Annotated in this window: 19 protein-coding genes; all 19 read left to right on the forward strand. The window is 69.5% G+C overall.

All coding sequences use genetic code 11. The features are described from left to right. The first annotated feature begins 6 nt into the window (after positions 1–6). Positions 7–207 (forward strand): hypothetical protein, encoded by a 201-nt coding sequence (locus tag ABZ854_RS04195; protein WP_361203911.1) that lies wholly within the window; start codon positions 7–9, stop codon positions 205–207. 190 nt (positions 208–397) lie between these two features. Next, positions 398–658, forward strand: coding sequence for a hypothetical protein (locus ABZ854_RS04200; protein ID WP_361203914.1), 261 nt, complete (start codon positions 398–400; stop codon positions 656–658). A gap of 58 nt (positions 659–716) precedes the next feature. Beyond that, complete coding sequence (locus ABZ854_RS04205; RefSeq protein ID WP_361203917.1) at positions 717–1,016, forward strand: HNH endonuclease; 300 nt, start codon at positions 717–719, stop codon at positions 1,014–1,016. Positions 1,017–1,189: 173 nt separating this feature from the next. After that, a complete protein-coding gene (locus tag ABZ854_RS04210; RefSeq protein ID WP_361203920.1) occupies positions 1,190–1,468 on the forward strand; it encodes a hypothetical protein in 279 nt (92 codons plus the stop codon). Then, the gene (locus ABZ854_RS04215; RefSeq protein ID WP_361203923.1) at positions 1,431–2,993 is read left to right on the forward strand and encodes a terminase; all 1,563 of its coding nucleotides are present in this window, start codon (positions 1,431–1,433) and stop codon (positions 2,991–2,993) included. The genes ABZ854_RS04210 and ABZ854_RS04215 overlap by 38 nt, the downstream gene beginning before the upstream one ends. Before the next feature lie 10 nt (positions 2,994–3,003). Next, positions 3,004–4,227, forward strand: coding sequence for a phage portal protein (locus ABZ854_RS04220; RefSeq protein ID WP_361203926.1), 1,224 nt, complete (start codon positions 3,004–3,006; stop codon positions 4,225–4,227). After that, entirely contained in the window at positions 4,224–4,895 is a 672-nt protein-coding gene (locus ABZ854_RS04225) for an HK97 family phage prohead protease (RefSeq protein WP_361203929.1), read from the forward strand. The genes ABZ854_RS04220 and ABZ854_RS04225 overlap by 4 nt, the downstream gene beginning before the upstream one ends. Positions 4,896–5,035: 140 nt before the next feature. After that, positions 5,036–6,424, forward strand: a complete 1,389-nt coding sequence (locus ABZ854_RS04230) for a hypothetical protein (RefSeq protein WP_361203932.1) — start codon at positions 5,036–5,038, stop codon at positions 6,422–6,424. A gap of 75 nt (positions 6,425–6,499) precedes the next feature. Beyond that, complete coding sequence (locus ABZ854_RS04235; RefSeq protein WP_361203935.1) at positions 6,500–6,709, forward strand: hypothetical protein; 210 nt, start codon at positions 6,500–6,502, stop codon at positions 6,707–6,709. 1 nt (position 6,710) lies between these two features. Beyond that, complete coding sequence (locus ABZ854_RS04240; RefSeq protein WP_361203937.1) at positions 6,711–7,313, forward strand: head-tail connector protein; 603 nt, start codon at positions 6,711–6,713, stop codon at positions 7,311–7,313. Between the two features lie 10 nt (positions 7,314–7,323). Then, on the forward strand, positions 7,324–7,773 hold the full coding sequence (locus ABZ854_RS04245; RefSeq protein WP_361203939.1) for a hypothetical protein: 450 nt from the start codon (positions 7,324–7,326) through the stop codon (positions 7,771–7,773). Continuing rightward, positions 7,773–7,952, forward strand: coding sequence for a hypothetical protein (locus ABZ854_RS04250; protein ID WP_361203941.1), 180 nt, complete (start codon positions 7,773–7,775; stop codon positions 7,950–7,952). The genes ABZ854_RS04245 and ABZ854_RS04250 overlap by 1 nt, the downstream gene beginning before the upstream one ends. Next, positions 7,952–8,686 (forward strand): hypothetical protein, encoded by a 735-nt coding sequence (locus ABZ854_RS04255; RefSeq protein WP_361203944.1) that lies wholly within the window; start codon positions 7,952–7,954, stop codon positions 8,684–8,686. Before ABZ854_RS04250 ends, ABZ854_RS04255 begins: the two co-directional genes overlap by 1 nt. Before the next feature lie 73 nt (positions 8,687–8,759). Then, positions 8,760–9,170: a phage tail tube protein gene (locus ABZ854_RS04260; RefSeq protein WP_361203947.1), complete on the forward strand. Its 411-nt coding sequence runs from the start codon at positions 8,760–8,762 to the stop codon at positions 9,168–9,170. Beyond that, a complete protein-coding gene (locus ABZ854_RS04265) occupies positions 9,170–9,679 on the forward strand; it encodes a hypothetical protein (RefSeq protein ID WP_361203950.1) in 510 nt (169 codons plus the stop codon). The genes ABZ854_RS04260 and ABZ854_RS04265 overlap by 1 nt, the downstream gene beginning before the upstream one ends. 16 nt (positions 9,680–9,695) lie before the next feature. After that, complete coding sequence (locus ABZ854_RS04270; RefSeq protein WP_361203953.1) at positions 9,696–10,094, forward strand: hypothetical protein; 399 nt, start codon at positions 9,696–9,698, stop codon at positions 10,092–10,094. Between the two features lie 169 nt (positions 10,095–10,263). Further along, positions 10,264–12,522 (forward strand): phage tail tape measure protein, encoded by a 2,259-nt coding sequence (locus ABZ854_RS04275; RefSeq protein WP_361203956.1) that lies wholly within the window; start codon positions 10,264–10,266, stop codon positions 12,520–12,522. Between the two features lie 9 nt (positions 12,523–12,531). Next, positions 12,532–15,693, forward strand: coding sequence for a hypothetical protein (locus tag ABZ854_RS04280; protein WP_361203959.1), 3,162 nt, complete (start codon positions 12,532–12,534; stop codon positions 15,691–15,693). 10 nt (positions 15,694–15,703) lie between these two features. After that, a complete protein-coding gene (locus ABZ854_RS04285) occupies positions 15,704–16,204 on the forward strand; it encodes a hypothetical protein (protein WP_361203962.1) in 501 nt (166 codons plus the stop codon). Positions 16,205–16,246 lie beyond the last annotated feature (42 nt).

The following is a 16,246-nucleotide window of genomic DNA, read 5'->3' on the forward strand; positions in this document are numbered from 1 at the left end:
GGGCCCATGGAGTCGCAGATCATCCGGCCCGGCCACCTCACCGCCCACCAGACCGCCCAGGTCCTCGGCATCGGCCTGGCCGGCGTCCGCCAGCTCGTCCGGCGCGGCCAACTCACCCGCTCCGGCGGCACACCGCGCCAACCCTGGTACGCCGTCGCCGACGTCCAAGCCCTCGCCCTCAAGCGCGCCACACGAGACGCCGCTTGACCCCAGCTCAGGGCGGTGTCACGATCTCGGTGTACAACTGTGCCCACACGCGGCACCACAAACACACGCGAAGCCCCGGCCAGGTCCCCCCGGCCGGGGCTTCGTCGTGTCACAACCCAGCCACAACGCCTACACGCCACCTGCACACGGCGACACACTGGGCCCCTCACCACCACTCCAAGGGGGGACCATGGGGTTCATCAACAACGCCAAGGCGAACATGGCCACAGACGAGGCAAGGAAGGCATACGCCAACGGCCAGCACGTACTCGTCTACAAGTTCATCGAGGCGAACAAGACCAGCTCAACCACAGCGCCCATGACCGGGATCGGCGAACAAATCCAAGCCGTAGAGGCAGAAGGCTGGGCGCTCGCCAACATGGCGGCCGCCGAGAGCAAGACCCTCGGAGGCGAACGCATCGGACTCGTCTGCCTGTTCCGCCGACGCTGACCCAGCACCACCCGGCCCGGCCCGCACCCCGCGAGGCCGGGCCTCACCATGTCCGGGGGTGAGCGTGGCAACCAACCGCCGTGAACTCACCACCTACCAATACCGCCGGCTCCGCGCCCGCGTCCTCGCCGAGTCCGACATCTGCGTCGTCTGCGGCCACGGTGCAGCCACCGCCGTCGACCACATCCAGCCCGTCAGCAAGGGCGGCGCCCGCCTCGACCTGGACAACCTCGCACCCATCCACGGCGTGACCGGCTGCCCCGTCTGCCTCCGCAAGTGCAACAGCGAGAAGGGCAACCGCCCCCTCGCCGACGTGGTGCAGCTGGTCACCTCGGTCGACTGGTTCGCCGGACCATGACACAAACATGCAGGTCAAGAGCCTTTCGATCTTGGTCGGATTGAAATGATCAGATCAAATCTGATCAAGATTCCCAAGATTTTTTAGCCAAGATCGTCTTCTCAACCCCGCGACCAGCTTTCATTTTTCTCCCCCCGGCCCGATCTCGGCCGGACGATCATGGAGGGGGCGCGATGGCCACGCCCGAGCACGCCGCCGGCCAGGCGGCCGGGGGGCCCGTCGAGCGGGCCGTCCGGGACGACGTCGAACAACTCGGCGACCTGGTCGGCGTCGAGCCGACCCTGTCCGAGATGGCGTTCACCCTGGCCCGCGAGATCGACGCAGGCGGCGGGGAGGACGGACGCCAGCTGCCCCAGTTGAACCGCGAGCTGAGGCAGACGCTCGCCCAGCTGCTGGAGGGGCGGGCCGCTGACGATGACGACGACCTCGGAGACCTGGGATCCCCCGACTGAGTTCGCCGAGGACCTCAAGGAGCGGTACGGACTGACCTGCCCGCCGCGCTGGGGCACACCCCGGCATCCGGGCCGGCCGTCGCTCGGGCCGAAGCTGTGGAAGGTCATGACCAAGCTCGGGGCACCGCCGATGCCCTGGCAGAAGTACGTCAGCGACGTGGCCCTGGAGATCGACCCCGACACGGGGTTGTTCGCGCATCGCGAGGTCGGGCTGTCGGTGTCCCGGCAGCAGGGCAAGACGGAGTTGTGCCTGGGCGCGCAGGTGCACCGGGGGCTGGCCTGGCAGCGGCAGAACATCGTCTACGCGGCGCAGACCCGGGGCATGGCCCGCCAGCGGTGGGAAGACGAGTTCTGGGAGAAGATCTCCGGCTCGGACCTCGCGCGGCTGGCCCGCATCCGAAAGTCCAACGGCAACGAGGCGATCCTGTGGGGCCGCACGCGCTCACGGATGGGCATCACCGCGAACACGGAGAAGGCGGGCCACGGGCCGCCGCTCGACCTGGGTTTCATCGACGAGGCGTTCGCCCACGAGGACGACCGCCTGGAGCAGGCGTTCAGCCCGGCGATGCTGACCCGGCCGATGGCACAGCTGTGGTGGGCGTCGGCCGGCGGCACCACCAAGTCGGTGTGGCTGAACAAGAAGCGGGCGAACGGCCGCGCGCTGATCGAGGCGCTGTGGGCGGCGCTCGCCGAGGATGCGGCAGCGGCCCGGCCGCGGGCGGCGTACTTCGAGTGGTTCGCGCCTGAGGACATGGACCGTGCGAACCCGGCGACCTGGCGGGCCACGCTGCCCGCGCTCGGCTACACGGTGACCGAGGAGATCATCGCCGCCGAGCTGGAGAAGATGGACCCGGCCGAGTTCGACCGGGCCTACCTGAACCGGACGCGGAAGCCGACCCCGCCGTCGGATCCGAATGTTCCCAAGGCCAAGTGGCCGGGCCTGGTGGACGCCAAGAGCCGGCCGGTGGCCGAGAGCGTGGCGCTCGCCGTGGACGTCTCCCAGGACCGCTCGTATGCGTCGATCGCTGCGGCCTCCAAGCGGGCGGACGGCCGGGTGCACCTGGAAGTGGTCGCCCGCCGCCCGGGCACCGACTGGGTGGTCCCTGCGGTGGTCAAGCTGCGGACGCTGTGGAAGCCGGTCGCGGTGGCCATCGCCTCGTCGGGGGCGCCGGCTGGGTCGCTCATCGACGACCTGACGGCGGCCGGGATCGACGTGCCGAAGGACAAGGAGCATCCCGAGCGCGGGGACCTGGCCGTGATGCGGTCGGGGGACATCACGGAGGCGTGCGGGCAGCTGGCCGACGCGCTGAACCAGGGCACCGTCGCGCACATCGACCAGGTGCCGCTCACCGCTGCGGTGAACGGGGCCAGGACGCGCCGCAACGGGGACGCCTGGGTGCTGGACCGCACGGCCTCTCTGGTCGACATCAGCCCGCTGTGCGCGGCTGTCTTCGCCCGCTGGGCGCTGCTCATCCGGGGCCCGCAGGTCGAAGAGGACTACGACGTCGGCGACTCGTTCGCGTAGGGAGGCACGTATGGGCACCTGGTCGAAGGTGCGGCGCGTCTTCAAGCGGGACGCGAACATCGTCACGGCCGAGGATCTGCTGAACCTGGCCCGCGAGGATCGGCTCGGCGGACACAGCGTGCATGTCACCAACGACACCGCGCTGCGGCATTCCGCGGTGTGGGGGGCGCTGCGGCTGCGTGCGGACCTGGTGTCGATGATGCCGATCGACGTGTACCGCAAGGTGCAGGGCCTGCAGGTGGAGGTGCCCAAGCCGCCTGTCCTGGTCAGTCCGGGCGGCGGTGAAGTCGGCATCAAGGAGTGGATGTACTCCACCGAGTTCGACCTGGACCGGGCCGGGAACTGCTTCGGGCTGATCACGGAACGCACGGGGGTGATCGGCCCGGACGGCCGTGGCCTGCCCGGGCGTATCGACCTGGTGGAACTGGGTGACGTCACGGTTCAGGCGAACGGTCCACGGATCCGCAAGTACAAGATCTGCGGCGTCGAGTACGACCCGTGGGACGTCTGGCACGAGAAGCAGTACACCGTCGCCGGGTTCCCGCTCGGCCTGTCCCCGGTGGCGTATGCGGCGTGGACGATCGAGGAGTCCCTGAACGCGCAGCAGTTCGCGCGGGACTGGTTCGGGGCCGGCATCATCCCCTCGGGCACGCTGAAGAACACCGCCAAGACGATCGACAAGCAGGCAGCGCGCGGGGCCAAGGAAGCGTTTCGGGCGGCTGTCTCCAACGGGGACGTGTTCGTGCACGGCGCCGACTGGGAGTACAAGCCGATCCAGGCCGTCGCCCAGCAGGCGCAGTTCATCGAGGCCCGCCAGTTCGGCATGGGGGACATCGCCCGGTTCTTCGGAGTGCCCAGCGACCTGATCGACGCGGCCGTGTCCGGCAGCAGCGTCACCTACGCCAACATCAGCCAGCGCAACCTGCAGTTCCTCATCATGAACCTGGGGCCGGCCGTGGGCCGCCGCGAGGACGCGTTCAGCCGGAAGCTGGTGTCGAACCCGCGGTACGTGAAGCTCAACACCGATGCGCTGCTGCGGATGGATCCCCAGTCCCGGGCCAGCATGATCGCCTCGCAGATCAACTCCCGCACGCTCGCGCCGTCCGAGGCCCGCGCGCTCGAAGACCGGCCGCCGTTCACCGAGGAACAGCTCGCCGAGTTCGACCGGCTGTTCGGCTCGCGTTCCGTGCCAACGCCTCCTCCTCCGACCGCACCGACGGGAGCCACGTCATGACCGCACTTATGCTCGCCGCCGCTGCGGCGGAGCGCGCCCAGCATGTCCGCCAGCGCGGCGACCGGCCCTCGCAGCGGCGCAGCGCTGAGCCGTCCGGGTCCCGGGCCATGGTGCGCGCGGCGTTGTCCGGCGTGCAGGTCCGCGAGGCCGCCGACGGCAGCACCCTGGAGTTCCAGGGCCATGCCTCGGTGTACGAGCAGGCCTACGAGATGTACGACATGTTCGGCCCGTACACGGAGATCGTCACCGAGGGTGCGGGTGCCGACTCGCTGGCTCGCGCCGACCTCGACGTGCCCCTCGTACTCGGTCACGATCAGCTGCGGCGCATGGCTCGCACGACGACCGGCACGCTGTTCCTGTCCGAGGACGGCACAGGCCTGTCGGTGCGCGCGCCGGCCTTGGACCCGTCCGACTACGACGTCGCCTACATCGCGCCGAAGCTGCGGTCGGGGCTGATCGACGAGATGTCGTTCGCGTTCCGGATCGAGTCGGGGCAGTGGTCCCCGGACTACACCGAGTACCGGATCAACCGGTACGACATTCACCGCGGCGACGTCGCGATCGTCGGCTACGGCGCCAACCCGTACACCGGGGCGAGCATGCGCCAGAGCGCGGCCGCACCGAGCAGCAGGGCCCGCGCGCTCCTGGAGATCGCGCTGGCCCGCTGAGCATCTCAAGCTTCCCGCCGTCCGGCGGGAGTTGAAGCCCTGCGCTCTACGCGCACGAGACCGCCCGGCGCCATGCCTCGGGCGGCCGTCTGACCTGGACACGGGGCGCCTGGAATCCACACGTAGAGAGGACCGACGAGATGACTCTCGCCGAGCTGATCGCCCAGGCGCGCACCGCGCTGGACACGGCGATCACCACCCGACAGCAGGAGCAGGACGCGCTGGTCGCGCTGCGTTCCGACGAGAACCTGACCGAAGAGGCCGTCGCCGCACAGGTCGCCCGCCGTGACGCTGCGGACGCCGAGGTGACCCGCCGCCAGCAGGCCCTGGAGCAGCTGGAGGCGGAGCAGGTCCGGGAGGACGAGCTGGCTGCGCTGCAGGCCCGCACCGTCCCGGCCGTCACCCGCGCCCCGGCCTACGACCGGGTTGCCCGTGTGGGCGCCGAGGAGCGCACCTACCGGCCCGACCAGGACCGGCGCGGCTCCGCCTTCGAGCGGGACGTCGCGGCGGCGTTCCTCGGCGACTACGAGGCCCGTGACCGGCTCGCCCGGCACATGGCCGAGGAGCGTGCCGAGCGCGGCGACCAGCTGGTGCGTGCGGCCGGTACGGGCGCGTTCTCCGGTCTGGTGGTGCCGCAGTACCTCACGGACCTGTACGCGCCGGCCGCGGCCGCCCGACGCCCGTTCGCGGACGCCATCCGCGGACACGATCTGCCCGCGCAGGGCATGACGGTCAACCTGTCGAGGATCACCACGTCGACGAGCACCGACCTGCAGACCGAGAACAGCGCCGTCGACGAGACGAACATCGACGACACGCTGATGACGATCAACGTGCAGACCAACGCGGGGCAGCAGACCCTGTCCCGGCAGGCCATCGAGCGCGGCTCCGGCGTGGAGCCGGTTGTGCTGGACGACCTGTTCCGCCAGTACTCGACGACGCTGGACTCCACTCTCATCAACCAGGCCACCAACGGCCTGAGCGCCGTGGCCACGTCCGTCGCCTACACCGACACCACGCCGACCGTCGCCGAGGCCTACCCGAAGGTTCTGGAGGCGCTGGCGGGTGTCGAGTCCGCGCTGCTGGACATGGCGTCCGGGGAGAACATCGCGGTGATGCACTCGCGGCGCTGGTACTGGATGCAGAACGCCATGAGCAGCACCTGGCCGCTCATCAGCCAGCCGGGTATCGCCGCGCAGATGTCCGGCACGAACCTGGGCACGACCTACGGCAGCGGTGTGCGTGGCGCGCTTCCGAACGGCACGCCGGTCATCGTCGACAACAACATCGCGACGAACCTCGGTTCGGGCACCGACGAGGACGAGATCTATCTCGTCGACCGCAACGAGTGCCACCTGTGGGAAGACCCGAACGCCCCGATGTACATCCGGGCGGAGCAGCCGAAGCTCGCCAACCTCGGTGTGCTGATGGTCGTGTACGGCTACTTCGCGTACACCCACGCCCGGTACACGCAGGCCCGGAAGATCGCTGGCACCGGCCTGGTGACGCCGACGTTCACCGGCGTCTGATCCCTCATCCGTGCGGGCCCGCCCCGACTCCGGCGGGCCCGCACCGCGCTTTCTCTCACAGTCTGGAGCAACCCGATGAGCGAAGACACGATGGTCGCCGCGCTCCTGCGTGAGCGTGAGGGCCTGGTCCAGCGTGGCCTGGTCGACCGCGTGGCCCAGGTCGACGAGCAGCTGCGGCTGCGCGGCGCCACACCGCCGGCGGACGGCCGGTCCGGATCCGGGGCGCCGTCGACCCGGTCGACCCCGCCCAAGGGGCGCCGGGCCAGGAAGACAGAGACCACCTGACATGGCCACGGAGTACGCCACCCTCGACGAGCTGAAGGCCCAGATGGGCATCGAGACGGACGACACCACCCGCGACACGCTGCTGAGCAAGGCGCTCACCGCAGCGTCCCGGGGGATCGACCGGGCGACGGGCCGCCGGTTCTGGCTGGACGATGCGCCGACGGCGCGCACGTACCGGCTGCACCAGCGGATCTGTCGCGAGGAAGACGGGGACGTGCTCCTGGTCGACGACATCGGCGACACCACCGGCATGACGGTGGAGTCGGCATCGACCGGGGGCGGCACGTTCACAGCCGTCACTCGCTACGAGACAACCCCCGACAACGCGATCGTCGACGGATACCCGGTCACTGGTCTGTTGCAGCCTCTGACGATCTGGGGCACCGCCTTCACGCGGATCCGGGTCACGGCGAAGTTCGGATGGCCGGCTGTCCCGGACGACGTGGCGCAGGCCTGCCTGATCCAGGCCTCGCGGCTGTTCAAGCGGAAGGACTCCCCCGAGGGCGTCATGGGGTCCGCTGAGTGGGGTGTGGTCCGGCTGTCCCGCCGGGACCCGGACGTGTGGAACCTGATCGAGCCGTACATCCTGGCCGGCTTCGGATAGGGGGTGCGTCGTGCAGATCTCTGCTGTCCGTGACGCCATCGCGGACGCGGCCGCCGCGGTCGTGTTGCCCGACGGCATCGGCAAGCTGACGTGCTCCGGGTACACGCCGGACTCGATCGTCGCCCCGCACTTCTTCGTCGCCGAGTACACCCAGGACTACGACAAGGCGATGCGCCGCTCGCTGGACGAGTTGGAGTTCACCTGCCGGGTCCTGGTGTCCCGCTCGGATGACCGGGCGTCTCAGCGAATTCTGGACGGCATGCTGTCCGGCTCCGGGACCGCCTCGTTGAAGGCGGCGATTGAGACGGCGCGGGGTGCGCCCGGCGAGTACGCGCTCGGCGGCCTGGCCCACGACCTGCACGTGATGCGGGTCCAGGGATACCGCTGGTACGAGCACGAGGGTGCCCAGTTCGTGGGCGCCGAACTGATCGTGAAGGTCATCGGAGACGGGAGCAGCTGATGCGGATCCGCATGCTGGTGCAGATGCCGCCGGGCGCCCGCCGCAACGGGCAGCCGTGGCCGGACAAGGGCAAGGCCGAGGACATTCCCACCGGTGAGGCCCGGCACCTGGTCGCCGCCGGGGTCGCCGAGCCCGTGGCCGCCCAGCGGCGCGTCAAGACCAAGAAGGAGGCGGACTGATGAGCAAGATCGTGCTGACCAATGTGCGCCTCCTCACCGGCGGCGCAGACCTGACGTCCGTCTCGAACAAGGTCGAGGTGACCACGAAGGTCGAGGAGAAGGAGACCACCAACTACGGCTCCGAGGGCTACAAGGAGCTGCTCGGTGGCCTCGCCTCGGCCGAGGTCGCGGGCGAGGGCCAGTGGGAGGCCGGCGACGCAGGCAAGGTCGACGATGCGGCCTGGACGCAGCTGGGCGGGGTGGGCGCCTGGTCCATCGGCCCCGTCGGCGCCTCAGTCGGTGATCTCGCCTACGCGACACGGATGCTGCGCTGCGACTACAAGCTCGGCGACCAGGTGGGTGAGGTCGCCCCGTGGACGTCCGGCGGGAAGAGTGCCTGGCCGCTGGTGCGCGGCCAGTTCGCCCACCCGCCCGGCACGGCGCGGACCGCCGACGGCAACGGCACCGGCCTGAACCTGGGTGCGGTGGCGACCGGGAAGCGGCTGTACGCGGCGCTGCATGTGCTGTCCGCCTCGGGTACGACGCCGAGCCTGACGGCCCGGGTGGAGTCCTCCGCTGACAACACCTTCGGCTCGCCCACCACACGGCTGACGTTCACCGCGGCCACGGCCGGCGGCGGGCAGATCCTGCGCACCGACGCCAGCGCGATCACTGACGCCTGGTGGCGGATCGCCTGGACCATCACCGGCACGTCGCCGTCGTTCCTGTTCGCTGCGACGCTCGGCGTCCAGTAACCGCCCCCGCGCGGCTACTCCCTGATCTGGCCCGGCCGGGGCCGTCTCTCACGCCCTGGAAGGGGGCTTTGTCATGGCCAAGATGGTTCTGCTCGCCGAGTACGTGGCGATCAACGGCACCGACCTGTCCGACTACGCCAAGAAGGCCGAACTGACCACGAAGGTTGAGGAGAAGGACGTCACGACCTACGGGTCCGAGGGCTGGAAGGAACTGCTCGGCGGCCTGAAGTCCGGCGAGCTGGCCCTGGACTTCCTGCAGGACTTCGCCGCCTCCGCTCTCGACTCGATCATGTGGCCGCTGCTCGGCACCGTGGTCACCTTCGAGGTGCGGCCCGACAACGCGGCGGTGGGTACCTCCAACCCGTCCTACACCGGCAGCATCCTGATCAACGGCTGGAACCCCGTGAGCGGGTCCGTCGGTGACGAGGCCACCGTCGGCGTCAGCTACCCCACGTCGGGCGCCGTGGCCCGCGCGACCGCCTGATGGCCGGCGGGCCGCCGTTCGAGATCCGGGCCACCCATGAGGGCCTGGACCAGCTCGCCCGTGCGCTGAAGGCGGAGGCCGACGGCAAGGAACTGCGCAAGGAACTCGCCGCGAACCTGCGCGAGGCCCTCAAGCCGGGGGCGGAGCAGGCCAAGGGCAGCGTCATGGGAATGATCTCCCTGCACTCCCACCCGGCGCCGGCCCTGCGGTCGGCGATCGCGAAGAAGATCCGGCCCGAGGTGAAGCTCGGCGGCCGGTGGACGGGTGCCCGGGTGAAGGCCTTCAAGACGAAGAACGTCCGCGGCTTCCCCAACGCGCCCAAGCGCACCAACAACCCGCGCGGCTGGCGCCACCCCGTCTACGGCAACCGTGAGGTGTGGGCGCACCAGCGCGGCAAGCTCAAGTGGTTCGACCGCTCCTTCACTGGCCGTGAGGGCATCTACAAGCAGGCCGTCCACGACGCGATGGAAGAGATGGCCCAGCGCATCGCCAGCCGGGTCCGCAACTGAACAGAGGAGCCCTTCCGTGTATCTGGTGTACAAGCCCGACGGGGGCGAGGCGCAGCGCTTCCCGTACAAGCCGCAGAAGCTGATGTCGGCGGAGCGGGAGGCGCTGGAGCGGCGCTCGCGCATGGACTTCGCCGACTTCACCAAGGGCGTCCTGAACGGCAATGCGGTGTGCCGGCGGGCGCTGCTGTGGGTGCTGCTCAAGCGTGAGCACCCGGTGCTGAAGTACGAGGACGTGGACTTCTCCTGGGACGAGCTGCGCCTGGAGTACTCCAAGCAGGAGTACGAGCTGATGCGGGACCAGATCATCGAGGCCGGCAACGCCGACCCCGAGCAGATCGACGCCCTCAACCGGGAGATCGCCACCGCCATCGACGAAGAGTCCGAGGGAAAAGCCCTGCCGCCGATCGCCGTCTGAGACAGCTGGGCAACGCGGCGAACCTGCTGCACGTGCGGCCCTGGGAGTGGGCGCTCCTCACGGTCGAGGAGACGGACGCGCTGCTGGCCTGGCTGGACGACTACGAGCGGCAGATCGACGAGGCCCGCCAGGACCTGGACAACTGAAGACGGATGGGGGGTGATCTGTCGTGGCGTCGGATACCTCCCTGGTGTTCAACCTGGTGGCCCGCGACCAGGCGTCGGAGGAACTCGGCTCGCTGCAGGAGAAGTTCTCCTCGGCCGGCACCGCGATCGGTGCGGCGCTCGGCGTGGGCGTGGGGGCCTCGTTCGTGTCCGCGATGGACGTGGAGGCCGCCAACGACAAGCTGGCCGCCCAGCTGGGCGTCGGGCAGGCGGAGGCCGCCAAGCTGGCGAAGGTGAGCGCGAACGTCTACAAGAACGCGTGGGGGGAGTCCACCGAGGACGTCAACGACGCCATCCGCGGCGTCTACCAGAACATCGGGGACGTCTCCAAGGCCGAGGGCGGTCTGCAGGGGGTGACCACGAAGGTCATCGCGCTGCGCGACACCTTCGGCCAGGACCTCGAAGGGGTCACCGCCGCGGTCGGGCAGATGATGAAGACCGGCCTGGCGAAGAACGCCGACGAGGCCCTGGACATCGTCACCAAGGGCTTCCAGAAGGGCGTCAACAAGGCCGACGACTTCCTGGACACCCTCAACGAGTACGGGGTGCAGTTCAAGGCGCTCGGCCTGAACGGGCAGATGGCGACCGGGCTGCTCTCCCAAGGCCTGAAGGGCGGGGCCCGGGACGCCGACCTGGTCGCCGACTCGCTGAAGGAGTTCAACCTCCGGGCCCGTGACATCACCTCGACGGCGCCGGCCGGGTTCAAGGCGCTCGGCCTGAACGCCAAGCAGATGGCCGCCGACGTCGCCAAGGGCGGCCCCAAGGCCACCGCCGCGCTGCAGAAGACCCTGGACGCGCTGCGGAAGTACCCGGACAGCTCCAAGAAGGCCTCCATCGCCGCGTCCATCTTCGGAACCCAGTCCGAGGACATGCAGAAGGCGCTGATGTCGTTGGACCCGGCGCACGCCGTGCAGGCCCTCGGCAAGGTCAAGGGCGCCACCGACAAGATGACCGACACCCTGGGCAACAACCCGAAGGCCGCCCTGGAGTCGTTCCAGCGGTCCGCGACCGTGGCGACCACCCAGGTCGCGGGCAAGTTCATCCAGTTCGCGATGAAGAACAAGGCGATCTTCGGGCCGCTCGCCGGGATCCTCGCCGGGGTCGCCGTCGCCGTCCTCGCCGTGTCGGCCGCGCAGAAGGTGTACGCCGCCTACACGGCGATCGCCTCGGCCGCACAGACCATCTGGAACGCCGAAATCTGGGCGTCCACAGCGGCGCTGCTGGCCAACCCCATGACGTGGATCGTGATCGGCATCATCGCGCTGATCGCCGCGATCGTGCTGATCGCCACCAAGACGCACTGGTTCCAGGACGCCTGGAAGGCGATGACCCAGGCGGTTTCGGTGGCCTGGACGTGGGTGGTCGGCATGGTCAAGCAGGGCTGGGACCTGCTGGTGAAGCTGTTCATGAACTTCACCCTGGTCGGCCTGATCATGGGCCACTGGAACAGCATCAAGCACGGCACGACCACCGCGTGGAACGCCGTGGTCAACTTCGTGAAGGCCATCCCCGGCAAGATCGTCCAGTTCTTCCTGAACTGGACCCTGCCAGGGCTGATCATCAAGCACTGGAACAGCATCAAGTCGAACACGGTGCGCATCGCGACCGGCATGGTCAACTGGCTCAAGGGCCTGCCCGGCCAGACGATCGCCGCCCTCGCCTCCCTGGGAGGCCGGCTCTATGCGACCGCGTCGTCGGCGTTCAACCGGTTCAAGTCGGCCGCCGTCTCCCGCGGCACGTCTGCCGTCAACTGGGTGCGCGGCCTGCCCGGCAGGGCCCGCGCGGCCCTGGGCAGTCTCGGAAACTACCTCTACAACTCGGGCCGGTCGCTGATCGCCGGCTTCGTCAACGGCATCAAGTCGATGGCGTCCGCCCCGGCGAACGCGGTGAGCGGCGTGCTGTCCAAGGCCCGTAACTACCTGCCGTTCAGCCCGGCGAAGGTGGGCCCGTTCTCCGGGCGCGGCTGGACCCTGTACTCCGGGCACTCCCTCATGAAGGGCCTCGCGCAGGGCATCCAGGACAGCTCCGGCGAGGCGCAGACCGCGATGACGGACGCCCTCGGCGCCACGGCGGCCGGCGGACGTCAGGCAATGGCCGCCCCCGGAGCCCGCGCCGCGCTGGCCGCGCCTCTCAACGCACCCGGAGCGAACGTCCTGGTCATCCGGTACGAGACCGCCGGAGCCGAGGACGACCTGCACAAGCTCATGCGGAAGATCACCCGGGTCAAGGGGCGCGGCAACGTACAGACCGCCTTCGGACAGTAAGGAGCCGTCGTGACGTTCCCTCAGACGCCGCTGGACGTGCGTGTCGAGCTGTCCCTCAGCGGGGTGTGGACCGACGTCACCGACGACGTCTACGTCAGCGAGAAGATCAGCATCTCCCGGGGGCGGGCGGACGAGGCGGCCCGCACCGACCCCGGGAAGTGCACGCTCACCTTCAACAACGGCGACTCCAACATCGTCGCCGGGATCTCGGGCCGGTACTCGCCCCGCAACCCGCTCAGCGACCTGTACGGGCTGATCGGCCGCAACACCCCGCTCCGGGTGTCCGTGCCGGGCCCCACCACCTACCTGGAGGTCGACGGGAACCCGGCCAACACCGCCTCCACCCCCGACGCCGCCGCCCTGGACATCACCGGCGACCTCGACATCCGTTGGGAGGGCGAGGCCGACTGGAACGCGGCCGGCGCGCAGATCCTCATCGGCAAGTGGGGGGACGCCGGGCAGCGGTCCTACCATCTGCGCCTGCAGAACGGTGACCTCTACCTGCACACCACCCAGGACGGCACATCCGGTCACAGCTGGTTTGCGACCCTGCCCGCCCTGCCACCCCACGCAGCGTTGCGCGCCACCGTGGACGTCGACAACGGCGCCAGCGGCGCCACGGCCCGCATGTACTGGGCGCCTACCCTGGACGGCCCCTGGGAGCAGATCGCCTCCGACATCGTCAGCAGCGGCACACTCACCATCTTCGCCTCCACCGCACCGCTGACCATCGCGCCCGAGCAACTCGACCTGGTCGACCCGCAGCGGCTACCGGTCACCGGCCGGGTGTACAAGGCCGAGGTCCGCAACGGCATCGACGGCACCGTCGTCGCCGCCCCCGACTTCACCGCGCAGGCCGCCGGAACGGAGAGTTTCACCGACTCCGCCGGCCTGGACTGGACGGTGAACGGTGACGCGGTCGTCTCCAACCGGCGCACCCGGTTCGTCGGCGAGGTCTCGTCCTGGCCCGCGCGCTGGGACGTCTCCGGCAAGGACGTCCGCGTCCCCGTGGAGGCCGCCGGCATCCTGCGCCGCTACGGCCAGGGCGCCAAATCCCTCGACTCCGCCCTGACCCGCCGCGTGCCCTCGTTCAACCCGGTGGCGTACTGGCCGATGGAGGAAGGCGCCAATGCCGTCCAGTGCTACAGCCCCATCGACGGCGTGGCGCCGCTGACCCTGTCCGGCTTCGACATGGCGTCCAACGACACCCTCGCCGGTTCGAAGCCGCTGCCCGTCATCCGGGAAGGCGCCACCCTGTCCGGGACCGTGCCCATGCCGGCCGGATCCCCGACCGAGTGGCACACCGAGTTCCTGTTCCGCATGGACACGGCCCCGTCGACCACGCAGACCCTGCTGCAGTGGGTCGGCACGGGCACCGTCAAGACGTGGACGATCGAGGTCACGTCCAGCGGTGCGAACCTCCACGGGTACGACGCTGACGGAACCGCCGTCGTCACCTCACTGGGCGCGTTCTCCGCCCTGTACGGCAAGTGGTACCGGTGGAAGATCTACGCCACCCAGAACGGCAGCAGCGTGGACTGGGTGGAGAACTGGACGGCTGTCGGCGAGTCCGCCAGCCAGTTCAGCGGCAGCTACACCGGGACGCTGGGACGGATCTCCAAGGTGATGGGGCCGCCCGGGTACTCCAGCGAACTCGCCGGGGCGTCGATCGGGCACATCGGAGTTTTTACCGAAGCCAACACCGTCGCCTACAACCTCGGCGACATCGGTTTTGCCGGGGAGACCGCCGCCGAGCGCATGATCCGGCTGGGCAGCGAGGAGCACAAGCCCGTCACCGTCTACGCCGACGTCAGCGAAGACGAACTGGTCGGCGCGCAGCGCCCGGAAACCTACCTCGACCTCATCGAGGAGGCCGCGGACGTCGACGGCGGCATCCTGTACGAGCGCCGTGACGTCCTCGGCCTCGTCTACCGGGACCGCGCCACCCTGTACAGCCAGGTGCCGGCCCTGCTGCTGGACTACACGACCCGCGGGCACGTGGCGCCGCCGCTGGAGCCCGTCGACGACGACCAGAAGGTCCGCAACGACGTCACTGTCACCCGCGACGGTGGCAGCTCCGCGCGGGTCACCCTCGACAGCGGCGCCCTGTCCACGCAGGCCCCGCCGGACGGGGTCGGCGTCTACGACGAGCAGGTCACCCTCAACCTGTACGACGACGACCAGACCGAGCCGCAGGCGGCATGGCGTCTGCACCTGGGTACCGTGGACGAGGCCCGCTACCCGGTCGTCAACATCAACCTGGCCGCCGGCCCGTCGCTGATCGACCAGGTCACCGACCTGGACTCCGGGGACCGCATTCAGATCGCGAACCCGCCGGCCTGGCTGCCTCCCGGACCGATCGACCTGATCGTGCAGGGCTACGGCGAGGTGATCGGGCACCCCAACGACTGGGACGTGCAACTGAACTGCACCCCAGCCTCGCCGTGGACGGTCGCCGAGGTCGCCATCAGCGAGGACTTCGAGGACAGCACCCTCACCGTCACCGCATCCGATGGCGGGGACCTGCCCTGGGGTCGCACGCAGACTCACTTCAACACGGGGTCCTGGTCGCTGCAGTCGGGCGCGATCACCAACAACCAGACCAGTGACTGGGTCCTGACGGTGCCCACCGGGGCGACCGAGCTGACGTTCTGGTACCGCACCTCGTCCGAAGCGGCTGGGGCCGGTTTCGAAGGCGACCGGCTCCTCGTCCTCGTCGACGACACCCAAGTGCTGCGCGCGCAGGGCGAGACCGCCTGGACGTCGACCACCATCGACGTGACCGGCGCGGCCGCGGTCACCTTCCAGTACGCCAAGGACAACTCGGGCGGCGACGGGGAGGACGCCGTATGGATCGACGACCTCACCTTCAACCGGTCACCCATGCGGGCAGACACCGACGGCAGCGAACTCGCCGCCGACGCCACAGCCACGGCAACCAGCCTGTCCGTTGCCACCACGGCGGGCCCGGTGTGGGTGGACTCGACGACGTACCCGGCGGAGTTCCCCTTCGACATCACGGTCGGCGGGGAACGCATGCGGGTGACCGGCATCTCCGGCACCACGACGCCGCAGACATTCACCGTCGTCCGCAGCCTGAACGGCGTGGTCAAGGCGCAGACCGACGGCACCGACGTCCGCCTCACCGACCCGGCGATCGCCGCACTGTAAGGAGCAGCCTGTGACCTACGAACCGTGGCAGGCCGGCATGCGGATCACCGCTGGACGGCTCGCGTCGATCTCGGCGACCTGGCAGACGTGGACGCCTGCCTGGACCACAACGACGGGCGCGCACTCGCCGTCGTATGGGAACGCGACGATCGCCTGCGACTACTGCCAGACCGGCAATCTGGTGGTCTGTTCGTTCGACATCGCGTTCGGGTCGACGACGAGCTTCGGCGGCGGAGGCGGATCGGACAACTACGCGTTCGGTTTGCCAGTGGCGTGCGCGGCATCGTCCGGGGACACCCTCGGTTTCATCACGATGCGCCAGTCCGACAGCGCACAACTGATCGGCCGGGTCCAGTACAACGGATCCGACTCCATCCGGCTCAGCATCGACTCCGGTCGCGTCGACTCCACGGCCGTCACCAACGCCGGGATCATCGACGCCGTATCCCCGTGGACGTGGGCGTCCGGGAATGCCCTGCACGGTCTGTTCCAGTACCGCGCCGCCTCCTGATCCGGCCCCACCCCCGTTCGCCCCTCGCCGTCCGGCCTGGGG

It is taken from the genome of Streptomyces sp. NPDC047028 (genome assembly GCF_040644095.1).
GTDB lineage: Bacteria > Actinomycetota > Actinomycetes > Streptomycetales > Streptomycetaceae > Streptomyces.